24 protein-coding genes and 3 pseudogenes are annotated in these 26,896 nt (G+C 61.3%); 18 read left to right on the forward strand and 9 right to left on the reverse strand.

Translation table 11 applies throughout. The features are described 5' to 3' along the window. Positions 1 to 234 precede the first annotated feature (234 nt). Positions 235 to 903: an RraA family protein gene (locus ACOCG7_RS06920; protein WP_073430273.1), complete on the forward strand. Its 669-nt coding sequence runs from the start codon at positions 235 to 237 to the stop codon at positions 901 to 903. A gap of 124 nt (positions 904 to 1,027) precedes the next feature. Here ACOCG7_RS06920 and ACOCG7_RS06925 read toward each other — a convergent pair whose 3' ends face one another. From ACOCG7_RS06925 to ACOCG7_RS06940, 4 genes and pseudogenes are all read right to left on the reverse strand, one after another. Further along, entirely contained in the window at positions 1,028 to 2,062 is a 1,035-nt protein-coding gene (locus tag ACOCG7_RS06925; RefSeq protein WP_073430274.1) for an L-idonate 5-dehydrogenase, read from the reverse strand. Between the two features lie 112 nt (positions 2,063 to 2,174). Next, positions 2,175 to 2,926, reverse strand: a pseudogene (locus ACOCG7_RS06930) (NAD(P)(+) transhydrogenase (Re/Si-specific) subunit beta); the annotation flags it as partial. A 279-nt stretch (positions 2,927 to 3,205) separates the two neighbouring features. Next, positions 3,206 to 4,279, reverse strand: a complete 1,074-nt coding sequence (locus ACOCG7_RS06935) for a porin (RefSeq protein ID WP_318268261.1) — start codon at positions 4,277 to 4,279, stop codon at positions 3,206 to 3,208. A 162-nt stretch (positions 4,280 to 4,441) separates the two neighbouring features. Next, positions 4,442 to 5,650 carry an aspartate transaminase gene (locus ACOCG7_RS06940; protein ID WP_421377368.1) on the reverse strand — a complete coding sequence of 403 codons (1,209 nt, stop codon included), beginning with the start codon at positions 5,648 to 5,650 and terminating at the stop codon, positions 4,442 to 4,444. A 275-nt stretch (positions 5,651 to 5,925) separates the two neighbouring features. Between ACOCG7_RS06940 and nac the strand changes: the two genes are divergently transcribed. The 15 genes from nac to ACOCG7_RS07015 all read left to right on the forward strand — a co-directional run bounded on the left by nac (position 5,926) and on the right by ACOCG7_RS07015 (position 19,289). Continuing rightward, entirely contained in the window at positions 5,926 to 6,861 is a 936-nt protein-coding gene (nac, locus tag ACOCG7_RS06945; RefSeq protein WP_421377370.1) for a nitrogen assimilation transcriptional regulator NAC, read from the forward strand. 224 nt (positions 6,862 to 7,085) lie between these two features. Beyond that, positions 7,086 to 7,583 carry an acetyl-CoA carboxylase biotin carboxyl carrier protein gene (locus ACOCG7_RS06950; protein ID WP_073430280.1) on the forward strand — a complete coding sequence of 166 codons (498 nt, stop codon included), beginning with the start codon at positions 7,086 to 7,088 and terminating at the stop codon, positions 7,581 to 7,583. A 6-nt stretch (positions 7,584 to 7,589) separates the two neighbouring features. After that, positions 7,590 to 8,942: an acetyl-CoA carboxylase biotin carboxylase subunit gene (gene accC / locus ACOCG7_RS06955; RefSeq protein ID WP_421377372.1), complete on the forward strand. Its 1,353-nt coding sequence runs from the start codon at positions 7,590 to 7,592 to the stop codon at positions 8,940 to 8,942. Between the two features lie 83 nt (positions 8,943 to 9,025). Further along, positions 9,026 to 9,697 (forward strand): 5-oxoprolinase subunit PxpB, encoded by a 672-nt coding sequence (gene pxpB, locus ACOCG7_RS06960; RefSeq protein ID WP_073430282.1) that lies wholly within the window; start codon positions 9,026 to 9,028, stop codon positions 9,695 to 9,697. After that, on the forward strand, positions 9,694 to 10,701 hold the full coding sequence (locus ACOCG7_RS06965) for a biotin-dependent carboxyltransferase family protein (RefSeq protein ID WP_421377374.1): 1,008 nt from the start codon (positions 9,694 to 9,696) through the stop codon (positions 10,699 to 10,701). Before pxpB ends, ACOCG7_RS06965 begins: the two co-directional genes overlap by 4 nt. Positions 10,702 to 10,704: 3 nt before the next feature. Beyond that, entirely contained in the window at positions 10,705 to 11,169 is a 465-nt protein-coding gene (locus ACOCG7_RS06970) for an acetyl-CoA carboxylase biotin carboxyl carrier protein (RefSeq protein ID WP_083085669.1), read from the forward strand. Between the two features lie 85 nt (positions 11,170 to 11,254). After that, the gene (locus ACOCG7_RS06975; protein WP_073430284.1) at positions 11,255 to 12,022 is read left to right on the forward strand and encodes a LamB/YcsF family protein; all 768 of its coding nucleotides are present in this window, start codon (positions 11,255 to 11,257) and stop codon (positions 12,020 to 12,022) included. A gap of 173 nt (positions 12,023 to 12,195) precedes the next feature. Beyond that, positions 12,196 to 12,954: an SDR family oxidoreductase gene (locus ACOCG7_RS06980; protein WP_073430285.1), complete on the forward strand. Its 759-nt coding sequence runs from the start codon at positions 12,196 to 12,198 to the stop codon at positions 12,952 to 12,954. Positions 12,955 to 12,986: 32 nt separating this feature from the next. Then, on the forward strand, positions 12,987 to 13,997 hold the full coding sequence (locus tag ACOCG7_RS06985; protein WP_073430286.1) for a 2-hydroxyacid dehydrogenase: 1,011 nt from the start codon (positions 12,987 to 12,989) through the stop codon (positions 13,995 to 13,997). 351 nt (positions 13,998 to 14,348) lie between these two features. Beyond that, positions 14,349 to 15,050 (forward strand): amino acid ABC transporter permease, encoded by a 702-nt coding sequence (locus ACOCG7_RS06990; protein ID WP_073430287.1) that lies wholly within the window; start codon positions 14,349 to 14,351, stop codon positions 15,048 to 15,050. 1 nt (position 15,051) lies between these two features. Further along, positions 15,052 to 15,801 carry an amino acid ABC transporter permease gene (locus tag ACOCG7_RS06995; RefSeq protein ID WP_073430288.1) on the forward strand — a complete coding sequence of 250 codons (750 nt, stop codon included), beginning with the start codon at positions 15,052 to 15,054 and terminating at the stop codon, positions 15,799 to 15,801. A 27-nt stretch (positions 15,802 to 15,828) separates the two neighbouring features. Next, positions 15,829 to 16,557, forward strand: a complete 729-nt coding sequence (locus tag ACOCG7_RS07000; RefSeq protein ID WP_073430289.1) for an amino acid ABC transporter ATP-binding protein — start codon at positions 15,829 to 15,831, stop codon at positions 16,555 to 16,557. A 109-nt stretch (positions 16,558 to 16,666) separates the two neighbouring features. Beyond that, on the forward strand, positions 16,667 to 17,515 hold the full coding sequence (locus ACOCG7_RS07005; protein WP_421377379.1) for a transporter substrate-binding domain-containing protein: 849 nt from the start codon (positions 16,667 to 16,669) through the stop codon (positions 17,513 to 17,515). A 366-nt stretch (positions 17,516 to 17,881) separates the two neighbouring features. Then, the gene (locus tag ACOCG7_RS07010) at positions 17,882 to 18,637 is read left to right on the forward strand and encodes a glucose 1-dehydrogenase (RefSeq protein ID WP_073430310.1); all 756 of its coding nucleotides are present in this window, start codon (positions 17,882 to 17,884) and stop codon (positions 18,635 to 18,637) included. A 310-nt stretch (positions 18,638 to 18,947) separates the two neighbouring features. Further along, positions 18,948 to 19,289, forward strand: a complete 342-nt coding sequence (locus tag ACOCG7_RS07015) for a hypothetical protein (RefSeq protein WP_090518799.1) — start codon at positions 18,948 to 18,950, stop codon at positions 19,287 to 19,289. A gap of 43 nt (positions 19,290 to 19,332) precedes the next feature. Here ACOCG7_RS07015 and ACOCG7_RS07020 read toward each other — a convergent pair whose 3' ends face one another. Next, positions 19,333 to 19,635 (reverse strand): hypothetical protein, encoded by a 303-nt coding sequence (locus ACOCG7_RS07020; protein ID WP_073430292.1) that lies wholly within the window; start codon positions 19,633 to 19,635, stop codon positions 19,333 to 19,335. A gap of 109 nt (positions 19,636 to 19,744) precedes the next feature. Here ACOCG7_RS07020 and ACOCG7_RS07025 point away from each other — a divergent pair, with 109 nt between their 5' ends. Further along, on the forward strand, positions 19,745 to 21,583 hold the full coding sequence (locus ACOCG7_RS07025) for a hypothetical protein (protein WP_083085673.1): 1,839 nt from the start codon (positions 19,745 to 19,747) through the stop codon (positions 21,581 to 21,583). Positions 21,584 to 21,703: 120 nt separating this feature from the next. Here ACOCG7_RS07025 and ACOCG7_RS07030 read toward each other — a convergent pair whose 3' ends face one another. From ACOCG7_RS07030 to ACOCG7_RS07040, 3 genes and pseudogenes are all read right to left on the reverse strand, one after another. Then, the gene (locus tag ACOCG7_RS07030) at positions 21,704 to 22,084 is read right to left on the reverse strand and encodes a hypothetical protein (RefSeq protein WP_073430294.1); all 381 of its coding nucleotides are present in this window, start codon (positions 22,082 to 22,084) and stop codon (positions 21,704 to 21,706) included. Next, a pseudogene (locus ACOCG7_RS07035) lies at positions 22,084 to 22,393 on the reverse strand (transposase); the annotation flags it as partial. The gene ACOCG7_RS07030 and the pseudogene ACOCG7_RS07035, both read right to left, overlap by 1 nt. A gap of 130 nt (positions 22,394 to 22,523) precedes the next feature. Further along, a complete protein-coding gene (locus ACOCG7_RS07040; RefSeq protein ID WP_167363291.1) occupies positions 22,524 to 22,676 on the reverse strand; it encodes a hypothetical protein in 153 nt (50 codons plus the stop codon). A gap of 757 nt (positions 22,677 to 23,433) precedes the next feature. On the opposite strand from ACOCG7_RS07040, the pseudogene ACOCG7_RS07045 reads away from it, so the two are divergent. Further along, positions 23,434 to 24,012, forward strand: a pseudogene (locus tag ACOCG7_RS07045) (IS6 family transposase). A gap of 170 nt (positions 24,013 to 24,182) precedes the next feature. On the opposite strand, the gene ACOCG7_RS07050 reads toward ACOCG7_RS07045, so the two are convergent. Then, the gene (locus tag ACOCG7_RS07050) at positions 24,183 to 26,600 is read right to left on the reverse strand and encodes a hypothetical protein (RefSeq protein ID WP_421377382.1); all 2,418 of its coding nucleotides are present in this window, start codon (positions 26,598 to 26,600) and stop codon (positions 24,183 to 24,185) included. Positions 26,601 to 26,896 lie beyond the last annotated feature (296 nt).

Raw genomic sequence — 26,896 nt, forward strand, 5'->3', positions numbered from 1 at the left:
AAACGCCTTTTCGGACCGAAGCCCCGCGGCTGTTCTTCCGTCAGAGACATATCTCGGCGCCACCTCCTCCGACAATAGCGTTTCATAAGCGTTTCCTATTGCGCAAGAACGAACCCGTCTTGGCGCGATTTGCAGGAACGATATACCGTTATAGCCGTGTTGCAGCGGTGTCGTGCCTACTCGTTCCTGATCTGCATGAGCCGCTCCCCTTACATCCGGAAGCGAAGATCGACCATGTACAAAGCCATCAGGAAGAACCCGTCGGCGGCTCAGGCTGCCGAAGCGATCCTTAGCGCATTGCGAGACATCCCCGTGTCTGCGCTCAGCGACAACATGCATCGCAACGTCGGCAGCGTGGGCCTGCACCCGTACCAACGGCCTGGCAAGAAGACGATGGCCGGCACCGCGGTCACGGTGCGCTCGCGTGGCGGGGATAACCTCACTTACCTGCGCGCGCTGGAGTTTTGCCGTGCAGGTGATGTCCTGGTCGTGGACGCGGGCGGCGATCTCAACAACGCCGTGGTTGGCGGCATCCTGTCGTTCTACGCAGCAAACATCGGCGTTGTCGGTTTGGTCATCGATGGCGCGATCCGTGATGTCGCGGAAATCCGCGACCGGGATTTCCCGGTTTACGCCCGTGCGGTCACACACCGGGGGCCGTATAAAGACGGTCCGGGTGAAATCAATGTGCCGGTATCGGTCGGCGGAATGGTGGTCAATCCGGGCGATATCGTCGTCGGCGATCAGGATGGCTTGCTAGCCATTCCACAGGACGCCGCCGAGCTTGTCATCGAAAAAGCGCTGGCCGTTCTGGAAGCCGAGGCTGAGACGATGCGGGCGATGAAGGAAGGCCGCTGGAACCGCGCGTTTATCGATGCGCTTGAAGCGCGATGTAATAACTGAGCCCCGCGTGGGGAAAAGGAAAGAGCCGACGTCTGCATCGCAACGTCGGCTTTTTTATGGGCGCTTTCTTTTATGTATGGCGACGAACGCGGCTTGCCGCGCCATCGTCGCTACACGTGTGCGATCAATCGAAGCTCACCAGCACCTTCATCGATTTTGAGCGATCGGCCGCTGTCTGGAACGCCTTGACCGAATCCTGATACGGGAAAATGCCCGAGATCAAGGGCTTCACGTCGATCAATCCCTTGTTCAGCAGTTCGACGGCAATGGCGAATTCTTCGTGGAAGCGGAATGCGCCGCGCAGATCGAATTCCTTGGCAACAATCACGTTGATCGGCAACGAGATGTCGCCACCCAGGCCGACCTGGACGATCACGCCGCGCGGTTTGAGCACGTCGAACGCACCGCGCAATGCTGCTGCGTTGCCGCTCGCTTCGCACAGAACGTCGAAGCTGCCCTTGTCGATGGCGAATTGCTGAAGCGCGTCCGGCGTCTCCGCGATGTTAAACGCGAGGTCGGCGCCCACCTTTTTCGCGCTGTCGAGCGGCAGCGCATTCACATCAGTTGCCACGATCATCGCCGCACCGGCTCTGCGCGCGGCCGCCACGATCAACGCGCCGATCGGCCCACATCCTGTGACGAGCACCCGCTTGCCGAGCAGCGGACCCGCGCGCCGAACGGCGTGAAGCGCGACCGAGAGCGGCTCGGCCATTGCAGCTTCGGCATCGCTCAACGAGTCCGCCACGACATGCGCCTGTGAACGGTCGATTACGATCTCCTGCCGGAATGCGCCCTGCACGTGCGGCGTACGCATTGCGCTGCCGTAGTAGCGCATATCCAGGCAGTGGTTCTGCAGCCCTTGCTGACAGTATTGACACAGGCCACACGGCCGGCTCGGGCTGATGGAAATCCGTGTACCGACCGGCATATCCGTCACGTCGGATCCAACGCGCGCAACGGCGCCCGAGACTTCATGGCCCAGCACCATGGGCTCCTTGATGCGAATCGTGCCGAAACCGCCATGGTTGAAGTAGTGAAGATCCGAACCGCAGATACCGCCGGCCCGAACCCGTACGAGCAACTGGTTGGCTTTCGGTTCAGGCGTGGGAACGTCCTCGATGCGCAGATCGAGTGGGGCGTGAATGACAAGTGCATGCATGGTGAGGGCCTATAACGGTGAATGCGGGATCAGCACGCTATACGGTAGCGTCTCAGGGCCTAGCCGACAAAGATCAAAGTTGTCTGGGCCGATAGTCGACGCTTATGGATGCTCATTCGAGCGCCTTGGTCATATTCTCGATGACCTTCTTCGCATCCGAGAACACCATCATCGTTTTGTCAATATAGAACAGATCATTGTCGAGACCGGCGTAACCGGACGCCATCGACCGTTCGTTGACGATCACGGTGCGCGCCTTATAGGCTTCCAGAATCGGCATGCCGGCCATCTGGCCGAATTCCGCGTTGATGTCGTCCATTTCGTAAACCTGGTCGTACGGCACTTCCGCTTCGGCGAGCAGCACGTTCATATGTCCCGGCATCCGGCCGGCCACTGGATGAATCGCATAACGCACCTCGATGCCCTTGTTTGTAAGCTTATCGGTCAATTCCTTCGGCGCATGCTGTGCGCGCGACCGCGAGGCCGTAGCCAGGAACGATCACCACGCGCGGGATAGACGACGGGTGCGCCCTGAAACAGGTGGAACTTATACTTGCCGGACAGCTTGCCGAACGCGATCACGGATCCAGAGAACGTAATCGCGCCGATGAAGGTGCCGATGAACAACTCGACGCGATTGCCATAAGGCAGTTCGCTGCCGGTTGTCGCCAGTCCGAAAGCGGACGGCTCGGAGACTACCGCATAGGCAATACAACTGGCGGCAAGACCGGTCAACGAGTGCATGGCTGCAATGAGGTCGGGCATCTTGGTCATCTCGACGCGGACTTCGGCTAATTCGACCAATGTCCCGCCGGCCTGTGCGTAGCCGCTATCGGGGAAATGGGCACGCTCGCCTGCAGTGCTTTGCACCTGAACGGTATGCTCCTGCGCGGTGAGTTTTTTGACTGTTTTCCGGTGTGCCGGCGACACGCGTCTCGCCGGCGCGGCTTTCGGCAGGGATGCCGATTCTCATGAGTGTTCCTCCAGGAATCGATAGACGGAATTGGCGGATCGAGGCCCGCCTTTTGATGCCGGGACCGTGCATGGACGATCGGGACAGGATTGGGCGTTTCGATGCTGTTTGGCTTTCGGCGCGTTCTGTTGGGCGTCGGGCGACGCCCAACAGACCGTCAATACCGCAAATTAGAACTTGTGACGCAGACCGATCGTGGCTTCGAACAGCGAGTTGAAGCCATAGAACGGCTGGTTCGAGCCGGAGGCGGCGGCGAGGGTCGTCCATGCGCCGGTGAGGTGGTTGTAGTCCACGCCGACATAGACGTCGGTGCGCTTGCTGAGGAAATAGTCGAACGTCGGACCGGTCGTGATACGCGTGCCGCTCCGGCCGGCGTGATGGACGAAGTCGATGTAGAACGGCAGGTCGAGCACGAGTGACGGCGTGATGAAGTACTGGACCGCCGTGGAGAAGGAGTCGTTGCGATAGTCGGCCGGGTAGACGTGGCTGTAGATATACGAGCCGAACACCTTCGCCGCGCCGAACTTATACGTTGCGCCCGCGGTGAAGATCTTTTGCGAGCTGTCCGGGATCGTCACGCCGAAGTACGTGCTGCCATAGGTGCTGGTCGCAGGCGTCAGGCCGCCGATGTCGTTGACGATCTGATAGGCCGCGCCAACGCTCAAGGGGCCGTGGTCGTAAGAAAGGCTGACGGCCGGCGACGAGTTCTGGTGAGTATTCCCCGCTGCCCCGCCAAAGGTATACGAGCCCTTGAGGGTGAAACCGGCAAGCGCCGGCGAGGTATATCGCACGGAATTGTCCAGACGGCCGCCGCCAGTCAGACCGGCGCCCTGAAAGCCGACCGTGCCGGTGTAATTGGCGAACGCATAGATATCGTGCGTCCAGCCCATTTCATGCACCAGCGTGTATTGCCGGCCCATCGTCAACGTGCCGTAGTCGGTACTGCGTAGCCCCACCATCGCGGTGCGGCCGAACAGGCGGGCGGTGCCGGACGGCGTAGATTGCTGTGTCACGCCGGTATTCGGTGTAAAGCCGCCTTCGAGCTGGAAGATGGCGGCCAACCCGCCACCGAGATCCTCGGTTCCCTGCAGACCCCAGCGGCTACCCTGAATCTCGCCGCCGCTACCCATCGTGAAAAGCTTCCCGCCGGATTTGTTCTGGTGGGTGTCGTAGCGCACCGCTTCGTCGATGATGCCGTACAGGGTGACGCTCGACTGCGCGTGTGCGATCCCAGAAATTGCCAGTCCAAGTCCAGTTAGTGTGCCTAATGCATGTTTTTTCACGAGTAGATCCCCTTGCAGATTGACGAAAAATGGAAAACTCCAAACCGACTGCCACGTCCTCTCAGCGCGGCATGTCTTTTTTATAAAGCGACGACGCGACATATTCGCTTCATCGCCGTACTCTCAGTTCAGTGCGGCGACCGCGGCGGCAATCTTCCTGCAGCCCTCATCGATATTGTCGATGCTTGTCGCGATCGACATCCGGAAGAAAGGTGAGACGCCATAGGCCGATCCGGCAACCAGTGCGACGCCGGCGTGTTCGAGCAGGTACAGAACGACATCTACGTCGCCCTCGATGCGCTTGCCTTGCGGCGTGGTGCGGCCGATCATGCCGCCGCAATTGACGTACAGATAGAAAGCGCCGCCCGGTGTTTTGCAACTGATGCCGGGAATCGCGTTAAGCGCTTCGAGTGCGTGGTCGCGGCGCTCCTTATAGGTCCGCACCGATTGCCGCACGAATGTCTGGTCGCCGTTCAGCGCCGCGAGCGCTGCGGCCTGGCTGATCGAACTGGCGTTGCTGGTGGATTGGGACTGGAGCGTGTCCATGGCCGCGATCAGGTCGGCGGGGCCGGCGGCGTAGCCGATGCGCCAGCCGGTCATCGCGTAGGTCTTGGACACGCCGTTGACGACCAGGGTACGTGAGCTGAGTTCGGGTTCAATCGACAAGAGGTGCTGTGATGCCTCGCCGTCGAACCGGATGTGTTCGTAGATGTCGTCCATCATCACCAGCATCTGCGGGTGACGCAACAGCACATCCGCCAATGCGCGCAGTTCGGCGGCGCTATAGGTTGCGCCGGTGGGATTGGTCGGCGAATTGATGATCAGCCAGCGCGTGCGGGGCGTGATCGCCGCTTCGAGGGTGGCGGGCGTGAGCTTGAAACTGTCTTCCTCGGTGCAGGGCACGACGACCGGCACGCCGTCACAGGCGAGCACCATGTCCGGGTAGGACACCCAGTAGGGCGCGGGAATCAGGACTTCATCGCGTGCTTCAACGGTGATGGCGAGCGCGTTGAAAATCGCGTGTTTGGCGCCGCACGTCACGATGATGTGTTTGGGATCGTACGAAAGACCGTTCTCGCGTTGCAGTTTTGCCGCGATGGCGGCGCGCAGCGCCGGCGTGCCCGCGGTTTGCGTATAGCGTGTTTCGCCGCGCTCCATCGCGTCGAAAGCGGCCTGGCGAATATGCGCGGGCGTGTCGAAGTCGGGTTCGCCGACCACGAGGTTGACGATGGTTTTCCCCTGCCGCCGCAGTTCCGCGGCCCGGTCCGCGGCGGCACTGCTCGGCGAAGGCTTGATTCGCTGGACGCGGGCGGCAATTCGCGATGCACTCACACTTGACTCCTCAACGGCATTTGATGACGCTTCACCTTAAGCGCGCGAAAAACTTCAAGCCAAGACGTCTTTCCGCTGGCGCAATAACATCCACTTATGACAGGGCGGTACGCGTGCGCGTCCGGCATTTGCCGATCGGGGGCCATGCGGGAATACGCTGACAGGCCACGCTTTTAGCGTTGCAGGAGCGGGAGCGAAGTTTTTTTAGGCACTGTGCGCGGCGCGGCGCTTGCCCTATCATTGTCGCCATCACTGAACGTTGAGACGCGACTACCGTGAACCTGCGGCGTTTGAAGTATTTCGTGAAGATCGTCGATATCGGCAGCCTGACGCAGGCCGCCGAAGTGCTTCATATCGCCCAGCCGGCGCTGAGCCAGCAGTTGATCACGCTCGAAGACGAGTTCCAGCAACAGCTGCTCGTGCGCACCAAGCGGGGCGTCACGGCCACTGAGGCGGGCGCCACGCTGTATCGCCACGCCCAGTTGATCCTGCGCCAGTACGAACAGGCTCAGGCCGACGTGAAGAGCGCCGGCCAGACGCTGTCAGGCCAGGTTTCTGTGGGGCTCGCGCCCGGCACGGGCGCGTCGGCGCTCTCGCTGCCGCTGTTGCGGACCGTGCGCGCCAGGCATCCGGACATTCTTCTCTACATCAACGAGAACTTCGGCACGACGTTGAGCGAGCTGATCATGAACGGGCGTATGGACATGGCCGTGCTGTATGGCGACAAGCCCGTCCACGGCCTGTCGTTCCAGCTTCTGATGAACGAGGAACTGTTCCTCGTGGCGCCGCGCAGCATGGGGATCACGCTGGAGCAGATCGCCGTGACGGAGTTGCGCGACGTGCCTTTGCTCCTGCCGCGTCCGTACAACTATCTGCGCAAGTACGTCGACGAGGGTTTCACACGCGTGCAGATGATCCCCAAGGTCGTGGCCGAAATCGAATCGGCGTCGACCTTGTCAGCCGCGGTGAGCGCCGGGATCGGTGCGACCATCCTGCCAGATTCCACCGCACGGGTCGTGGCCGCGGCGGGCGACGTCGTGCAATGCCGGATCGTTTCACCCGTCATCAAGATCCCGCTTTCGGTGTGTCTGTCCGACCACTTGCCGCTTTCCGAGCCCGCCGCGGCCGTCAAGGACATCCTGTTGGAACTGGCCGGCGACCTTGCGCTCGACGTGCGCTTCGAGTCCGGTGCCGATAGCGCCGATACATAAGCGCGCCTTATCGCTACAAAGCCAAACCGTCTTGGCGCATTTTTTATGCGCCGGATACATTGAGTCCATCGTCGATCGCCCCGGTTCGCAGTGAGCCGGCGCGACGAGGCTAGCCGTCACGCGGGCGAGGCAACGGGAGATTGAATCTGGTTGCCGTACAGCCCCAGCGGTGCTTCGCGCACGCCAATCGACCGGCGCGCGTCCAACCGGCTACGGACTCAAAGATGGATCTCCAGAAGATTAAGGCGCTTATCGACCTGTTGGCGGATTCTCCGCTGGCCAAGCTCGAAGTCATAGAGGGCGAGGAACGGGTCAAACTTGTGAAGGCGAAACGGCGCGGCAAGCGGGCTGACGCGCCTTCGGGCGATGAACGTGTACCCGTGAGATCCCCCCCGGGCACCCAGGGAAGCCAAGGGGCTCAATCACCGCACGCCGGGCCTTCGCAATCCATCGACACTCCCAAGGCAGCCCCCACAACCGCCAGTGTGGCGCAACTCGTTCGTGCGCCCATGTTCGGCGTCGTTCATCTGACGCCGGCGCCGGGCGAGGCGCCCTTCGTGAATCCCGGCGACAAGATCAAGGAAGGGCAGGTGCTCTGCACGATCGAGGCAATGAAGATGTTCAACGCGATCGAGTCCGAACTCAGCGGCGCCGTTCTGGAGATTCTTGTGGCTCCCGGCAGCGAAGTGGAGTCCGGGCAGCCGCTGTTCCGAATCGGTTGATCGACCATGTTCAACAAAGTACTGATTGCCAACCGCGGCGAGATCGCGCTTCGAGTCCAGCGCGCCTGCCGTGAACTCGGTCTGAAAACCGTCGCCGTCCATTCCGAGGCCGACGCCGATGCACGGTATGTGAGGCTCGCCGACGAGGCGCTGTGCATCGGTCCTGCCGCGCCGGGGCAGAGTTATCTGAACCGGGCCGCGATCCTGTTCGCGGCGCATGTGAGCGGCGCGCAGGCGATTCATCCCGGCTATGGCTTCCTGTCGGAAAACGCGGATTTTGCGGCGCAGGTCGAAGCCGCCGGCATGGCCTTCATCGGCCCCGAGCCCGACTCCATCCGCACGATGGGCGACAAGGTCGCCGCCAAACGGGCCATGCGTGCGGCCGGCGTGCCCTGCGTGCCGGGCCCGGACGGCGGTCTGCCGGACGACCCCACGGAAATTCTGCGAGTCGCGCAGGAGATCGGCTATCCGGTGATCGTCAAGGCGGCGGGTGGTGGTGGCGGACGAGGCATGCGCGTCGCGCCGGGCCCGGAGCAGTTGCTCGAAGCCGTGTCGGTGACGCGTGAGGAAGCACGCCGCGCCTTCGGCAAGCCCGAGCTCTATGTCGAGAAGTTTCTCGAGCATCCGCGTCACGTCGAAATTCAGGTCTTGTGCGATACGTACGGCAATGCCGTGTGGCTCGGTTCGCGCGACTGTTCGCTGCAACGGCGTCATCAGAAGGTCCTGGAAGAGGCGCCCGCACCCGGCATCGACCCGGAACTGATCCGGCAAGTTGGCGAGCGCTGCGCCGAAGCCTGCCGGCAGACGAATTACCGTGGCGCGGGTACCTTCGAATTTCTGTTCGAGAACGGCCAGTTCTACTTCATCGAAATGAATACGCGGCTGCAGGTCGAGCATCCGGTGACGGAAATGACCTCGGGCATCGACATCGTGCGGGAACAGATCCGGATCGCCCAAGGACACGCGTTGACGATCCGTCAGTCGGACATTTGCACGCTTGGTCATTCGCTGGAATGCCGGATCAACGCCGAGGACCCGTTCACCTTCGCTCCGTGTCCGGGGAAGATTTCCGTTTGGGAACTGCCGGGCGGCAACGGCGTGCGGGTGGACTCGCATATGAGCAGCGGTGCGGTCGTGCCGCCGTATTACGACTCGCTGATCGCCAAGGTGATCACCCATGGTGCAACCCGTCAAGAGGCGCTGGTGCGTATGCGCATCGCGCTCTCGGAGATGCGCATCGAAGGCCTTCGCACCAACGTGCCATTGCATCAGGCCATGCTCGAGGACGAAGGGTTCGGTGAGGGCGGCGTCGATATTCATCATCTGGAGCGTTGGCTCGCAAAGAGGAAACAGACATGACGCCGACTGTTGAGCATGCGTCGATTGCGCACGGGGATGTAGTCGAACGGCTGCGTCCGGATTCACAGAGGACTGTCCTTGCAATGAAACAGGATGAATCGGAGCAGGCGCTTTGCATCAGCATGCTGGGTACCACGGCCATGCTGTTCGAAGCGCCGGGCGCGCTCGATCTGCATGCCCAGCGCCGCATCTGGACGCTCGCCCGCGAGGTCGAATCATGGCCGGGCGTGCGTGAGGCGGTGCCGGGCGTGACCAATCTGATGGTGACATTTTCTACGCCGCCCGCGGATCCGGACTCGCTCGGCGCCGCGTTGCGCGACGCTTGGGCGGCGGCGGGCGAGTTGCAGATCGAAGGGAGGGTGGTGGACTTGCCGGTGGAATATGGCGGCGAGTTCGGGCCACATCTGCAGGACGTGGTGAATCACACTGGCTTGTCCATCGACGAAGTCGTTCAATTGCACTGCGCGCCGCTCTACACGGTCTATGCGCTCGGCAGCCATCCAGGGTACTGCTATCTGGGCGGTATGGACCCGCGTATCGCCACGCCGCGGCGCAAGGTGCCGGTTCTGGGCTTGCCTGGCGGCGCGGTGTCGATCGGCGGGGTGCAGACCGGCGTGTCGGCATCGACGGGACCGAGCGGCTGGAACACGATCGGTCATACATCGATGTCGTTCTTCGACCCCACGCGCGATAACCCGGCCACGCTCGCACCTGGCGACATGATCCGTTTTCGGGTCGAGAGGATTGTTCCATGATCGAGATCTTGTCGTCGTCCGCGCTCGCGACGGTGCAGGACCAGGGGCGTGAAGGCTATCTGCGTTACGGCGTCGGAACGGCCGGCGCGATGGACCGCTTGGCGCTTGCGGTCGGCAATCTGTTGCTCGGCAATCCGGACGACGCGGCCGGCATCGAAATTCCGATGTTTCCGTTCCGCATCCGCTTCCTTGAAGATCTTTCGTTCGCCATCACCGGTGCCGATTGTTCGGCGCGCTTAGGCGACCGGCCGGTGCTGCCGTGGTGGACCGTGCAGGCGAAACAGGGCGACGTGCTGACGATCGGCGTGCCGACCCGCGGCACGCGCTGCTACCTGTCGCTCGCGGGCGGCGTGGACGTACCGGTTGTGCTCGGTTCGCGCAGTACGCAATTGCGCGGCCAGTTCGGCGGCTACAACGGTCGTCAGTTGCAGAAGGGGGATGTGGTAAAGGCAGTGGGTCTCGCCGGGCGCATCGTGCAGCAAGATGCGGTGCTCGCCGCGGGTTTCGGCACGGTGCCGCCTGAGTATTCGTTGCCGGCACCGTTATCCCTGCCCGCAGCCGACGCGGGCGAAACCGTGGTGCGCGTGCTGCCCGCCGCGGAATACGATTGCTATAAGCCGGAGTCGCTCGAAGCGTTCTGGCGCGACGGGTGGAAAGTGACGCCGCAGAGCGATCGCTACGGATATCGTCTCGCCGGTCCGACCCTGGTCGCGACGCATTCGATTGAAAAACGCTCGCATGGCATCGTGCCGGGCGTGATCCAGGTGCCGCATAGCGGACAGCCGATCATTCAGCTTCGGGATGCGCAGCCGTCGGGTGGCTATCCGAAGATCGGCACCGTGATCGAAGCCGATTTATGGCGGCTCGCGCAGGCGCGCATTGGTACGAAGATTCGCTTTGTTCATACCACGTACGCGGAAGCCGTTACGGCGCTGGAAGAACTGGACAGTTATCTCGTCAGGGTGCGCAATCTCGTTGCACTGTTTTGCCCTTCCCGACACTGACACATGACACAAAAAATCGAAGTGGATATCGGCGAGCTTCGGCAGATCACGTCGTGGCTTGCAGAAGTCGATATCGAGTTCATCGAAATCAGCAAGCCCGGGGCGACGGTTCGGTTGACGATGGAGCAGGCGCCTGGCTCTGCCGGTGCGGATGCGCCGGCGCAGGCGGTTTCGGCTGTGGTTCCCGGCGGACTCGCGCGCGCAGCGGAAACTACGCAGACGCACGCCGCCAGCATCACCGCGAAGTCGGCCGGCATCTTTCTGTCGACGCATCCGGCGCGTTCCACGCCATTGGTCAGCGCGGGCGATCACGTCAAACCGGGCGACATCGTCGGCTTGCTGCAGATCGCGCAATTGTGCGTGCCCGTGGTCGCGTCGGCGGATGGCGTGGTCATGCGGTTGTGCGTCACGCATGGCACAACGGTCGGTTACGGAACGCCCTTGCTCGAACTCTCGCCGTCGGCGTAGACGCATATCGATAGATAGACACTGAGCCGGTGTGGTCCGCTGCGGATAGCCCGGCACAGACCGCTTAAAGAATGGAGAGTGGAGAGTGGAAATCGACCTGAACGCTGACCTGGGCGAAGGCTTTGGACCCTATCAAATGGGCGAAGACGAAGCGATGCTCGATATTGTCTCGTCCGCCAACGTCGCATGCGGCTATCACGCGGGCGACCCCGTCATCATGGACAAGACGGTGCGGATGGCGCTGGCGCGCCAGATCGACGTTGGCGCGCATGTGGGCTTTCCCGACCTGATGGGCTTCGGCCGGCGGCAGATTCAGGCGGACCCGCTTGAACTGGCGAATTACGTGGTGTATCAGATGGGCGCGCTTGCGGGCATCGCGAAGCGGGCCGGACATCGCGTCACGCACATGAGCTTTCACGGCGCGTTGGGCAACATGGCCGCGGCATCGTATGAGCTGGCCGAGCCGCTGGTGCGGGCGCTCGCCGAATTCGATCGCGACCTGATCATCAGCGTTTCGACGAACACGGAAATCGAGCGCGCTGCGGATCACATCGGGATGCGCACGGCCAACACGTTTCTCGCCGATCGTGCCTACGACGATCAGGGCGCGCTCGTGTCGCGCAAGCTGGAAGATGCGGTCATCAAGGATCGCGCGGCCGTCCTGGCACGCGTCAAGGAGTTGCTCGAAGACGGCACGATCACGACGATCACGGGCAACAAGCTCAAAGTCGCGGTCCAATCGATTCTGCTGCACGGCGATACGCCTGGCGCCGTCGAACTCGCGCGCACGGTGCGCGGCGTGATCGAATCCGCGGGCGGGCGCGTCGTGCCGGTGTCGAAGCTCGTACGCTAGGCGCGCGTCGGTCAACCTGCATCGACCAAGCTGCATCGGCCAACCATAAGCCGGCCTTATAGCCACAAAGCCAATCCGTCTTTGCCCCACGTTTTCACGACGTATACATTGCTAAACAGGCTTATCGCACGCCTCAAAGAGCGACAGTCCAGAACTACAAATGGAGGTCATTCATGCCGTTTTCAGACTACAAGATCGCGCTGGTGACGGGCGCTTCGACCGGAATGGGCGCTGCGATTGTCGAGCGCTTCTGCCGTGAAGGACTCGAAGTGCATGCGCTAGCTCGCAACGCGGAACGTCTGAACGAGCTGGCGGAGCGAACTGGTTGCATCCCGCACGCGATCGACGTGTGCGATTTGCCGGCCGTCACGAAGCTGACGCAGGACGTGCAGTTCGATATCGTCGTGAACAACGCCGGCGTATCGACCAAAGGCTCGATTCTGGACGCCGCTGCCGCGGACATCGACCTTCAGGTGGAAGTCAACCTGCAGGCCGTTCTGCATATCGTGCGGCTCACCATGCCGGGTATGGTTGCCCGCGATCGCGGTCACATCGTCAACATCAGCTCGATCGCGGGGATCTACAACTTCAACGGCAACTCCATATACTCCGCGACGAAGGCCGGCATCCATGCGTTGTCGCGTCAGTTGCGAGTGGATGCGACCGGCAGGCGCGTACGTGTGACGGAGATCTGTCCGGGCCGCGTCGCCACCGATATTTTTGGCCACGTGCATGGCGACATCGAGGCGGCGCGCAAGCAGTTCATCGACGGTTTCGAGCTGCCGTTGCCGTCCGATATTGCCGACGCCATCGCCTTTGCGATCGCCGCGCCGCTCGCGGTCAACATCAGCAGCATGGAAATTCTGCCTACGCTGCAGGTGCCGGGCGGGTTGACGACGATCAAACGCGATTCCGCCGACCAGAACGAGTAAGTGCAATTCAGAGTTCAACAAGGAGGTTTTCCATGCGTGCATCGGTACTGGTTACCCGTGCGTCATTTCCGGATATCGTCGACCGCCTGCGCGCGAACTTCGACGTGACCGACAACCCGGACGACACGATCTGGACGCAACCAGAGCTGATTGCCAGGCTGCAGGGCAAGGTGGGGGCCATGACGGCCGGCAGCGACCGGATCGACGCAACCTTGCTCGACGCTTGCCCGCAGTTGAAGGCGATATGCAACATCGGCGTGGGCTACAACAACGTCGACGTGGAAGCCTGTACCGCGCGTGGCGTGCTGGTGACGAATACGCCGGACGTCCTGACGGATACCACCGCCGACTTCGGCTTCGCGCTGATGATGGCAACGGCGCGGCGCATCACCGAGTCGGAACACTTCCTGCGCGCCGGCGAATGGACCAAAACCGGACGCTACGACATGTTCGTCGGCAACGATGTGCATGGGGCGACGCTCGGCATTCTCGGTATGGGACGTATCGGGCAGGCCATTGCGCGACGTGGTGCATTCGGTTTCGGCATGCGCGTGATCTATCACAATCGCTCGCAACTGGCGCCGGATGTCGAGGAGAACTGCCGGGCGCGCTATGTCGACAAGGAAACGCTGTTGCGCGAGTCGGATCACCTGATCGTCGTGGTGCCTTACTCGGCTAGCTCGCACCACGCGATCGGTGCGGCGGAGTTCAAGCAGATGAAATCGTCGGCCACGCTGACCAACATCGCACGCGGCGGCGTGGTGGACGATACCGCTTTGGCGGTAGCGCTGAACGAAGGCAGCATCGCGGCGGCCGGTCTGGATGTGTTCGAAGGCGAACCGGTTATCTGCCCGGCGCTTCTTGCGCAAAAGAATGTGGTGCTCACCCCGCATATCGGCAGCGCGTCTGTCAGCACGCGGCGCGCGATGGCCGCGCTTTGCGCAGACAATTTGATTGCCGCTCTAGGGCACGGCGCAGCGGCCGGCAAGCCGCCGACACCGGTGAACCCACAGGTACTGACACGCCCGACAGCCGCAGTCTGAACGATGACCAGCGCAGCATGCTGCGCCGGCGTAATTCCGCCGCCGTCGTTTCTCAAGCGCGAGCGCTCCGATAAAGGAGCGCGCCGACCGATGAGGCACCCGCAGAGGCGCCACATGCTGGAGACAAACACCATGCAGAACCACGCCTGTCGCACTGCCGGACGCCGTTCCGATTCATCATTCCCGAAACTTATTGCACCAGAAGAAAGGCCTCTGAAACGGTCTTTTTTCGCGGGCTAGTATCAATTCAACACGGGAGTCAATGACGGCTTCCGGGGGGATGACGATGGTGCCGTGGGTCGAGTCAGACCGGCATCGTCGCTTCGATCCGAATCATGGGACGTGTGCAACATGAAACTTCACTTTGACCTGGCGACGGTGCTGCGAGGCGACTATGGGGCGCTGTTTCTCCATGGGATCGAGCTCACCCTCGCGATGGCCGCGCTGGCGTGGCTACTCTCGCTGGTGGTGGGCATTCTTCTCACGCTGATCCGCCTGACCAACAATCGCCTCGCGAAGGCGTTTGTCGCGTCATTCGTGGCCTACCATCGCAATGTGCCGATGCTGGTCCAGATCCTGTTCTGGTACTTCGGCATTTCGAACATTCTGCCGGAATCGTTGCAGACTGTGCTGAACCACTACAACGGCCAGTTCATTTTTGCGGTCGTGGCGATTGGCTTGTGCAGCGCGGCCTATCTCTCCGAAGATATCCGCAGCGGATTGCGCGCAATTCCTTATGGTCAGTACGAAGCCTCGCGTGCACTGGGTCTGAACTTCCTGAACGGCATGCGTTTCGTCGTGCTTCCGCAAGCGCTGCGCAATGCAATTCCGCCGATGGTCAATCACGCAGTCCTGCTGTTCAAGAACACCAGTCTCGCGATGGCGGTCGGTGCGGCGGAGCTGACCTATGTCACCCGGCAGATCGAGAACGAAACCTTCCTCTCGTTCGAGTCGTATTTCATCGCCACGGCGGTGTATCTCGGGCTCTCGCTCGTCATCATGCTGTGCGGCGCCAGGATCGCGATGCACTACCGCATTCCGGGAGTGAAGTGACATGCTCGATATCCTGCGCGACAACTGGACACTGCTGCTCATCGGGCAGTATCCGCATGGCCCGCTCGGCGGCATCGTACTGACGATCCTGCTGTCGCTTTCAGCACTCGTCATCGCATTTCCCCTGGGTATCCTGGTCGCCTTGGCACGCATCAGTCCTTTCCGGGTTCTGCGGGCGCCGGCCACAGGTCTCGTCTACATGGTGCGGGGCATCCCACTCCTGATGGTGATTTTCTGGGTGTACTTTCTCGTGCCTGTGCTGACCGGCTATCCGGTTACAGGGTTTGTCACGATGCTGTGCGCACTCGTCATCTATGACTCGGCCTATCTCGGGGAAATCATCCGTGCGGGCATCGAGGGGCTGCCGAAAGGACAGACGGAAGCTTCGAGAGCGCTCGGCATGAGTTACATGAAGACCATGCGCGCAGTCATCCTGCCGCAGGCGCTTTACAACGTCGTGCCGAGCATGGTCACGCAGTTCGTATCGACGATCAAGGAAACCTCGCTGGGCTACATCATCAACGTCCAGGAAATCTCCTTCGCAGCGGACCAGATCAACAACCGGCTGCTGACGAAGCCCTTTTCCGTGTACCTGATTCTCGCCTTGAGTTACTTCGCGCTGTGCTATGCGCTCACACAGCTTGCGCAGTATCTGGAGCGGCGCGTAACGCGCAAGCGGGCCGGTGTCGCATCGAGGACCCGGAAGGCGGCCAACGTTGCGCTGACCGATCCGCTACCCACCGAGAACTAGGCGCTCAATCACTTCGAGGTATTTCGCATGATCAAGTTTTCCGGCGTCAACAAATGGTACGGCGAATATCACGCTCTCGTGGACGTGAACGCCGAAGTTCGCAAAGGCGAAGTCGTGGTGGTCTGCGGACCGTCCGGATCGGGTAAGTCGACACTGATTCGCACCGTCAACCGGCTCGAGGAGATCAACCGTGGGCAGATCTTCTTCGACAGTCAAAATATTTACGACAAGAAGCTGGGTCTGAATGCTTACCGCAGCCGTGTCGGCTTCGTGTTTCAGCAATTCAACCTGTTTCCGCACTTGTCGGTGCTGGACAACATCACGCTTTCGCCAATGCGAGTGCACGGCCTCAAGCGCGCGGATGCGGAACGTAAAGCGGCGGATTTACTCGCGCGCGTCGGTCTGTCGAACAAGGCCAGTGCGTTTCCGCCGCAATTGTCCGGTGGTCAGCAGCAGCGCGTCGCTATTGCGAGAGCACTGGCGATGGATCCGCCGGCAATGTTGTTCGACGAGCCCACCAGTGCGCTCGACCCGGAGATGGTCGGCGAAGTGTTGAACGTGATGAAGCGCCTCGCGCAGGAAGGCATGACGATGATGTGCGTCACGCATGAGATGGGGTTTGCACGCGAGGTTGCCGATCGCGTCTGGTTTATGGATGCAGGGAAGATTCTCGAAACGGCGGAGCCGGCAGAATTCTTCTTGCGCCCGAAACACGAGCGGGCACAGCGATTCCTGTCCGATCTTCGCTCACATTGAGGCAAGCAGGGCGGTATGGCTTTCTCGGCGCAGATACAGATTCAGATTCGGTTTGACCACCGTTGATCAGCAGTCGATTGCTTTACACATAAACTTCAGGAGCGTCACGATGCAGGTAAAGAAGATTTTCGCGGGGATGCTGGTCGTTGGCGGTGCGGTTGCGTCGATTGCCCCGGCACATGCTGATCAATTGGCCGATATCAAGGGCCGCGGCGAGTTGCGCTGCGGTGTGTATTCGAACGTTGAGCCGTTCTCGTATCCGAACGCGCAGACGCGTCAGCTCGAAGGCATGGACGTGGACCTGTGCAACGCGGTGGCGAAACAGTTGGGCGTGAAGGCGAAGCTCGAACCGTTGGCTGTCGAGGCGCGGATTCCGCAACTGAAGCTGGGGCGTGTCGACATTGTAGTCGCCAACCTGGCCTACACCAAAACCCGCGCTACGCAGATCGCCTTTAGCGACTCGTACTACTCCACCAAGGAAGTCCTTGTTGTGAAGAAGGCCGATGCCGCCAAGAAACTGATCGATTTCGCGGGCCAGAAAATCAGCGCTGCCGACGGCTCGACATCCGCTCAGTCGATTCCAATTTCGATCAAGGATGGCCAGGCGGTGACGTTTCACGATACTAGCTCGGCGTTTCTCGCACTCGAGCAGAACAAGGTCAAAGGCTTCGTGACCAATCAGATGACGGCCACGAAGATCGCGAAGCAGGTGGACGGCACGGACGACGCGGTGGCGATTGCGTCGGAGCCGATGCTGATCGAGCCGATCGCGGTGGGCTTGCGCCAGAACGAGCCGGCCATGCTGAGCGCGGTCAACAAGGCCCTGGCTTTGATGGAGCAGAGCGGCGAGATGAGCGGTATTTTCGACAAGTGGCTAGGACCGAAGACGCCTTATGGCCTGACCCGGACCGACAAGGTCACGCCGATCGATCAGCTCAAGTTCACGCCGGTATCCTGAGGCAGAAAGTGTGTGATGCAGCGGTGCGCAAAGCCGCGACAAGATGTGTCGCGGGGTCGCGTTGTGCGATAGTGACCGCGAGCCGTGGCTGAACCGCCTCGCCGATCGGGTGGATGATATGCATGGGACGGCCGCGCTGTCCTGTTCCGCGTTGAGACGTTGCTATCGGGAGCGCATGCGGCGGATCAATTCGCAACGCTGGAGTCACCGGTTGGTGAAGATGGTGTGCTCCACCTTTCCGCTTCGCTGCACAGCGCGCGCAGTCGGGCAGAGGTCATGCAATGGCTGGACGCGCCAAACGGTACTGGATGGAAGTCGGACGAATCATAGAGTCGAAGAGGAGTCGAGTTGAACAACAATCTGAAGATGTTCGATCTGTCGGGGCGTCGTGCTCTGGTTACCGGGTCGAGTACGGGTATCGGTTATGCGCTGGCCAAAGGATTGGCAGGTGCCGGCGCCGAAGTGATTCTGAATGGTCGCAATGCGGCCAGGCTGGCTGAGGCTGTCAGCCGGTTGCGCGATGAGGGGGCGACCGTTCACGCCGCGAGTTTCGATGTGACGTCGGCCACTGACGTCGACGCGGCGATCGCCGATATCGAGCGCGAAATCGGTGCGATCGACATTCTCTTCAACAACGCCGGCATGCAACGCCGTGCGCCGCTCGAACAGTTTTCCCATGCCCAATGGGAAGAGCTGATGAAGACCAATGTCGACAGCGTGTTCCTGGTTGGCCAGGCGGTCGCGCGGCACATGATTGCTCGCAAGCGCGGGAAAATCGTCAACATCTGTTCGGTACAAAGCGAACTGGGCCGTCCCAACATCGCGGCCTACACCGCGAGTAAAGGCGCGGTGAAGATGCTGACGAAAGGCATGGCCATCGACTGGGGGCAACATGGCATCCAGGTCAATGGCCTTGGGCCAGGCTACTTCAAGACGGAGCTAACGGAAGCGCTCGTCAAGGATGAAACGTTCAGCAACTGGCTGATTGGACGCACGCCATCGCGACGCTGGGGCGATGTGGAAGATCTCGTCGGCGCTGCTGTGTTTCTGGCGAGCGACGCTTCGAACTTTGTGAACGGCCACATTCTTTACGTAGATGGCGGAGTAACTGCCACGTTGTAACCCCTTGATCGCGCCTCCATTGGAATCCACGGCAGCGAGCCGCTGCTGCAGCGTTGCATTCGACAGGAAACCGCCTGAGTCGAGGCGCACCACATTCGCATTCGCTCGCCTTGGCTGGGTGCGCAGTTCACCGACATACTGTACAAGCGGCGCGCCGTATACATCGAGTACGCGATCTTACGCTGCGACCCACGCAATCGTTCGCGTTTGCGATACGAAAATTCGTTTCCGGCCCCGAACCGTCTGTCATTGGCATGCTAACGTGCCCGAGTCCATCGACATCGTCCGATCAAAGACCAAAGAAACGCCCATGACATTTTCCTTTGAAGACGCACTTTCCAGTGCACAACAAACAAAACTGAATCGGCGCGCACTGGTCGCGCTAATCGACCGGGCAGATACCCGCTGGTGGGGCGGGCATGTCGACAACTGGAAGCCGGACGAAGCGCTGTTTTCCTCCAGTGCGGCATTGAAAGGTTATCGGAAACTGGTGCACCGATTCAAGGAGGGCGAGACCGCCAAGGCGCACGTGCTGATGATGCACAACGACGGCACGTTTGGAGCCGTGATGCTTGGCATAGAGTCAGCCGAGGAGGCACGACAGCTTCTAGATGAAACGTTGGAAGAAATCCGGATCAGGACGCTGCATTGACCAGGTTTTTTGTCGCGGAAGCTCGCGACAGTGCTGGAGATTTTTAACGTGTGGCATCGCCGTCCTCGCCTGCCCGTCGAAGTTTCGTCGCAATCGCCGTCGATTCGCTTTCCTGCGCAGCGCGGCCGGTGCGTTGGCCCCTAAGCTGATCGGCAACGCAATACTCGCCGGAAATCCACCGTCCGGCGTTTTGGAGAAAGTAGATGTCGAACAAGGGAGTCGGAAGAATCTCGTCCGGCGGAAATGTTCCGCCCACACCCGCAACCCCCTCATCGAGCGACTCGCGGGAGCCGTCCGCCGGCGCCGCACGTAGCGGCACACGCAGATCGCCGGGAATTTCCGGCATGCCGCAGCGCGCAGTCAGTCGGACCGCGGCGAGTGCCGCCGCCCGTCCGCAGCCCCGCGCAGGCGTGCTGCCCCGCGCATCGCAAATCGGTGCCACGGCTTCGCCCTCCATGACCCGGCAACAGCTCGAGCAACTGCAGGCACTATCGAAGCGGCTCGCAATTTCCTTTGATCTCGCCGAAGCAAGCGTGGACGATGAACAGAAATGCCGCCTCTACAGGGTCGCATTCAACGATGCCAAAAAAGCGCAGGCGCTTTGCACCGACCCCATGCTGGGCAGCCAAAGAACGACGCTGGAAGGAATCGGCGTACGCGCCGCTTCAGGGCTTCACGCGGTGGTGGCCAGGCTTATGCAGGGGACATCGTTCGAAGGGGGACCGATCTTGCCCCGAACCGGCGGCACCGCCGGCGACCAGGCGGCACGGCTAGCCCTTCGGCATCGCATGGACTTGCAACTCAAGCAGTATGCCGACTCGATCGCGGAGTTCGCCGATCACGAGCAGTTTGCCAAAGCCACGCTGCATGACCTTGACTGCGGGCTCGCCCACAACCCGGAACACGACGAGGTGACGCGAGACAATTGCGGGCGCATCGAGATCGCCTTGCGGTACATGCGCGGCGCCTTTGCCGCGTTTGCCGCCGCGGCCCACGGCGCGCGGCTGCGAACCTACGAGTGGCCGGATGAAGTCGTGCAATCGCTTGATGCAATGGATCCGATCTTCAGCAACATCCATTTGCTGTCGGCTGCGGTAACGAGCATGAGCAAGGATCCCAGCACAGCCGAGGCCAGAACGAAGCTGTTACAGGATATGCGGTTTGGGCTCGGCAGACTCGAGCGCGCCGCGGATCAATTCGCGCAGCAAGCCGCCGAGCATTGGTCGCCGGACGGCGAAGGGCCACAGCGATGGCAGGGCGCACTCAACTACATGGACGCGCTCGCCGCTTTCGCGTCGCCGTTCCTTGCGGCGATACGCGACGAGGCTGGCACGGTGGCATCGTCGTCCTCCGCCGAGCCCGCGGTTCCGGACAAGTCTGAGCCGACGCGCGCCAAAGCGGCATCGTCAGGCATGGAAAAAAGCTCGAAGCGATCGCAGCGCCGTGCGCGCGCGAAAGGCCTCTCAGCGACGCCTGACGTCACCACCTCTTTCGAGGCTGCGGTGCGGGCCGAGGTGCTCAAGCTCGCGGATGCGCAATTCAACAAGGAAAAACGGTTGACTCTGGATGCGGTGGACGAGGTGCATGCCGACCCGCTCGCGCTCGCGCGCAAATTTGGAAAAGACACGAGCGTCATTGATGCGATGACCGGGAACGGTGAGGATCCGGGAAGCATCGCGCACATCATTCGCAATTCGGCGCAGTCGTGGTTCGGCAGCGTCGATGCATTGCATAATATGTGCCGCAAAATCGAATCCTTGCCGCAGGATGGAGAAACGGGCGAGCGCCTCGCTCGCCTGAACGAACGGATAGTCGTGCTCCAACCGATAGAGGCCCGCATGAACGCGGACGAATCGGATTCGCTCAAGCGCAACGCCTATCCGAAAGCGAAGCACATCGATCGTCTGATCGACATGCACGAGATCGCTGCCGTGAGGGCGCCGGTCATGCTGCCGTCCGAAGGCGATGACGGCACGCAGGGCAGGCTGTTCGAGTTGCGTGTCGAGCCGCGACCGCTCTCGGACGGTAGCATGGCCGAACCCTTGTTTGTCCATGTTCATACCAGGCAGCCCGTGAGCGAGAGAGCGAGCCTGTCGCTGCCCTTTGAAGCATATGGCGCGATCCACGTGAAGACCGACCGGCAAAGGACGATGGGCCCGCGCTGGGAGGAAATTCAGCGGAAACTCGGCAATCTGGACGCCAGTGTCCATCGTGGAAAGCTTAACGAGTCGTTGTGGGCCCGATTGAAGAGCATGGCCGGAAGGCACCTGCAACGACCGGGGTCGGGGTCGTGAGTATGGCAGCGTTGAATCGTCGCCTCGTTGAAGGGCCAGCACGCGAGCGGCTGAGTGCCGGGGCACCGCGCTCGTATCACGCACCGGCACCCGTGGATATCGCCGCACTGATCGCGACGATCAGGATGACGTCGGAACTAGTACTGACAGCTCTCGCACTCCCGACACCGACTGCGTATTCTGTGCGTTGAGCATGAACGACAGGGCGGCCGTGCGCTGGGCGGCGAGCGCCTCCAGTACATACAGCGTCGATCGCCGCCAAATGCTGTCGTCGCCGAACGTCTGGGTGATCTCGGCGTCGATCTTTGCCAACTCGGCCGTGCGTGCCGGCGACGCGGGCTGCGTCTCATGGTGGCCGCGCAACGTGCAGAGGAAGTCGAGCCGAGTGCCCGCGTTGTCGCCCATATAGCGGCGCTCACCGGTTATCACGTTGCCGGCGTGGCCGCGTCCGACGAGAGATAACGTCAAGGCCGGTGTAGGGCGGTTGATGGCCGGTGACATCAGGCGGCGAGTTTCTGCTGAACCGGTTGATCGCCTTGCAGCGGTTCGCCGTCCCCTGAAGGCAATGCCCTCCAGTAACACCTTGATCTGTTCGGGGGCCGTTGATGCAGGCCCAGGTTTTCTCGGTTTCCTCGATCAGTTTGAATGCCAGACCCAGGAAGGTTGGTCGCGACACGCAGTTGTGCGTGCGCGTAGTGCGGTGGCGCACGGTCGCGAACGTCGACTCAATCGCATTCGTCGTCCGCAAATGCTGCCAGTGCTCGGCCGGAAGTCGTAGAAGGCCAGCAGGCTCTCCCGGTCCTTTTTCAACGCGAACTTCTCGCAACGATGAGCCGGATCGAGAGGTGTCCGAGATCAAGCCATGTTAAGGATTCGGTCAGGAATCGCGGACGATTCCCGACCGGCGCACCATGCGCGGCCGGATGGCGCGCCGATGCACTTAGCCGACGATGTCCTTCGCGGCCTTCAGGCCCATCGTCGCAATCTTCGCGAGCGTGTTGGCCTTATTGATTTCGTTCTCTTCAGCCATCGCCTGGTAGATTTCGGCGGTTGAACTGTTAGTGGCTGCTGCGCTGGAAACAGGTGCACTCATGGTTAATTTCCTTGAAAAAGACAATTGGTACAACATTTAAACGTTCCGCCCCATGCGGAACGTCGGGGAAAAAGTGCGTGCCCGTCGGGTTGAACACGACTGCTCGCGTGCAGCGCACCACTCGTAAAAGGGCGCGCCGCGCTACATGCGCACTGCTACATCAAGGTGCCGCGTAATTGCGCCACGGCGCGAAGTCCCTCCACGCCGGCCCGGAGCTTCAGTGCTGCCGGTAACGGTCGAGCGCGACGCCGCGGCGTTGGCCGCCGTATCAAGTGCGTCCGCCAGTTCGCGAATGCCGCCCGGACTGGGGAGGCTGCGCCACGGCTTGCGGCACATCGGCAGGCACGTCGCTCAGTTTGTTGGTCACGCTTCGTACGTTTTGGTCATCCTCACTCGGAGGTAGTGTTGCCGAGCAGGTCGGCGAGTTTTTTGCCGCCGTCGCTTGTTCGCTCGTTCGACGTCGTCTCCTCTCCCTTCGTGATGAGCCGTCAGCATCGACTCGATCAGTTGCAGATCGGACGGACAGCGTGCTCCGCTCGTTGCCAACTGAATATTTAGTCGCTCCATCGCTGATCAACAGGCCCAGTGCCAATAAAATTGTTGCTGTACGCAACTCTATCTGAGAGCCGGCACGGAATCGGTCAGTACGCGAATTGCTTTGGACATAAACGAACCTTTTCTGGTCGTGATACAGAACGGTTCTGTCGCGCTAAGGCGTTGCGATAAAGTTCGATGGACAAAATTTCTGAAGCCTGGGATGAAGAAGATGCTGCGAAAGTCCATGCCGGCGGAATTGATGAAGGTTCTGATACGACTGCACTATCCGCCGGAGGTGATTCTATTGTGCGTGCGCTGGTATGTGGCGTACTCGCTGAGCCTGCGCAATCTCGAAGAGATGATGGCTAAGCGCGGCTTCGAGGTTGATCATTCAACCGTGCATCGCTGGGTGATCAAGCTTGTGCCGCTGTTCGAAAAAGCATTCCGCAAGCACAAGCGTCCGGTCGGTAAGCGCTGGCGGATGGCCGAGACGTATATGAAGATCAGTGGCGACTGGAAATACCTCTATCGTGCAGTGGACAAGGCCGGCCGGACGGTTGATTTTCTGTTGCGAGCGCATCGAGACAAGGCTGCGGCGCGTCGCTACTTCGAGAAAGCCATTGACCAGAATGGCGCGCCGGAGACGGTCAAACCGATGAAGGGCTTCAAGGATTTTCGTTGTGCCCGCCTCATCCTGTCTGGGCATCGAAACGATGCATATGATCCGGAAAGGACAGTTGAAAAGGAGCATGGAACTCATCAATCTACCGCCGAGCAGTTTTACTCCTTGATGATGTAAGCAGGGTCCTTCTAATCTAGTTCATGATTGTCAGTATGGCCTTATCGCGACAGAACCGCGGCACGTCCATACATGATGTTTGGGCCGGACTCGATCCTGAAATGGTGAACGCGATAGGCAAAGAAGCGTGGCTTGCCGTGAACAGATCTGGTAGCGGCGTATGAAGCGGGCTATGCCGCCACCACGAGGCCGGGGTTATTCGGCGCGATGCAATAGGCCCCCGGCTGCGCGCGATTGAGTTCCTCCAGCACCGCGATCTTCACCGCGTTGTTTCCTTGATGGCCCACGACGTATTTCGTGCGGTTGTTCAGATTGCCGGCATCGCGGTGATATCTGAGCAAGGACACGGCCAGCCCGGCCGCGACGCCTTTGGGTCGGTCTGACGAGGGCGGGTTGACGCAGATGCGGTTCGCGTGGAAGTCCATCGTGTTGGTCGACGGGTTGTACCCAGCATAGGGTTGAAAGATCCGTTCCTCGATGGCTTGTTCGATCAAGGCTCGGGCCGGCGCCGCACGATTCGCGTCGCCGTACGCTGAGATCACCGCGCTGTACGTGACGAGATCGGCTCGCCGCGAGGCGTCGCTACGCCCGAGATGTCCCATCTCTTCGAAGAGTGCCTGGGCGTCGTCGAGGCGGCCTGCCCTGCTGCATGCGATGATGGCCGCGTTATAGGCGCCGAGGTCCGGCGCTATCGAAGGATCCTGCCTCGCCGCATCTTTCATTTCATTCAGCAAGCGCAGTGCATCCTCTACGCGGCCAGCCCTACCGCACGCCGAGATCGTCGCGCTGTAAATTGCCACGGTCGGACGCATCGCGGGGTCTTTCCGGCCCACTCCTTTGAGCCGGTTGAAAACATCGAGCGCTTCGTCAGCGCAGGCATTCGTCTCCAGTGCGGAGATCACAGCGCCATAGGTTGCGACGGTAGGGCGCATCGCCGGATCGTGACGCGCCAACGTTTCGATTTCGTCTAACAGCGCGAGGCTTTCGCGTGCGCGGCCCGCCTCGCCATGGGCGGAAATGGCCGCGCCGTAGGCGATGACAGTGGGACGCATCGACGAGTCGTGCCGAGCCAGATCCTTCAGCTCGGCGAAGAGCCGGATCGCCTCATCCGGTCGACCGCCTTTGCCACACGCGGAGATCGCCGCGGTATATGTGACGACGTCCGGTCCCATCGGCAACCGTTTGATTTCCTGCAGCAACTCGAGAGCGCGGTCGATCCAGCCGGCGCTTTCACAGGTCGAGATGGCCGCATTGTAAGTGACCACGTTCGGGCGCATCGACGCGTCCTGGCCGCCAAGATGCTTGAGCTCATCAAGCAAAGCCAAGGCTTCGCGCGGGAGCCCCCCTTTGCCGCACGCGGTCAATGTCGCGTTGTAAGTGATCGTATCCGGGCGCATCGAGGCATCCGTGGCCGACAGCCGCTTCAGTTCGCCTAGCAGCCTCAGGGCTTCGCGCGGCCGGCCCGCGTTTCCGCAAGCGGAGATCGTCGAGTTGTAGCTGATCGCGTTCGGACGCATCGAGCGGTCGCGGAAAGCGAGCGCTTTCATTTCCTCCAGCAGGTCCAAGGCTGAATCCGCCCGGCCGGCTTTCGCGCATGCCGCAATCGCCGCGTTATAGGTAATGTTGTTCGGGCGCATCGACCGATCTCCCGTGGCCTGCTGCTTGAGCTCCGCCAGGAGCGACAGCGCTTCGGTGGCACGGCCGCTCCTCCCGCACGCCGAGATTGCCGCGGTATAGCTGATGAGAGTTGGGCGCATGGACGGGTCGTCGACGGCGAGATGCTTCAGTTCGTTGAGCAGTCGCAGCGCGTCGTCGGGGCGACCGGCTTTTCCGAGCATTGAAATCGTGGCGTTGTAGGTGACGACGTCCGGCTTTATCGACGGATCGCGTTTGGCGAGATCGCTCAGTTCGGTGAACAGCCCGAGTGCTTCGTCGGATCGCCCGGCTTTGTCGCACGCGGAAATCGCCGCGTTGTAGGTGATGACGCTCGGCTGAATGCCCGCTTGCTGCACGGCGCGGAACAGCTTCATCGTCGTCGAGAAGTTGCCGCTCATTTTCAAAAGCGAGGCTGTCACCTTCAGCACTTCGTCCGGCGCGCGCCTGCCGGCCTTGTACTGCGCGATTATCGAATCGTTCGAGCGATTGTCGGCCTCGTTGGGCCCAGCCGGCCGGATGTTGGATGTCCTGCGCCGCGGTAACCCAGGTGCGGTGCCGGTGCCGTCTGCTCCGGGAACGGCTTGAGGAGCGACCTGAATGGCCGCGCGCATTTCCCCCGAATGGCTGCTTACGTCGGCAAGCGGGCTGAGGCCGAGTCGCGGCCGCTGTGCCGAGTCTTGCTCCACGTTTGCCGTTCGCCGCGCGTCCAGGCCGTTGCCCCGCGTGTGTCCGGCATGGTCAGCGTCCGGATAGCGGTGCCCTGCAGCGGTGTCGCCAGCGGGAAAATGTCCAGCCAGTGTGATGAGACGCCGCGGTGCGTTTCCCAGATTCCCCGTGGGGCGCGGCTTGATGGCTCGCACGCCCGCTAGGCCGTCGAGTTCGCCGCCAGGCTGTCTGCGGCGGCTGCCCGACAGAGGTTCCTGATCTCGCATCGGAGTCTGCGCCGGTCCCGTTACGAGCGCATCGCCTGCAGGAGTGGGGGCGACCCTTGTCGTTTTCATTGATTCATGGACGGAAATGAGAGGGAGTCTTGCTGAAGGCCCTTGGATCATAGCGTAGACCTGTGGGTTCTGACTTGTCGCGAACTGATTGCCCGAGCAGGCTTCCGGCACGGTACGTCGAAATCTACGCGGCCGGCCATTGTCGGTGTGTGCAGGGGAGGCGAAATACCGCTTCCAAACTCGAAACTCAGCCGTAAAACGGCCTAAGGCAGGCCCGAGAGATGCAT

Origin of the sequence: Paraburkholderia sp. DD10, assembly GCF_049177125.1 — a bacterium.
GTDB lineage: Bacteria > Pseudomonadota > Gammaproteobacteria > Burkholderiales > Burkholderiaceae > Paraburkholderia > Paraburkholderia terricola.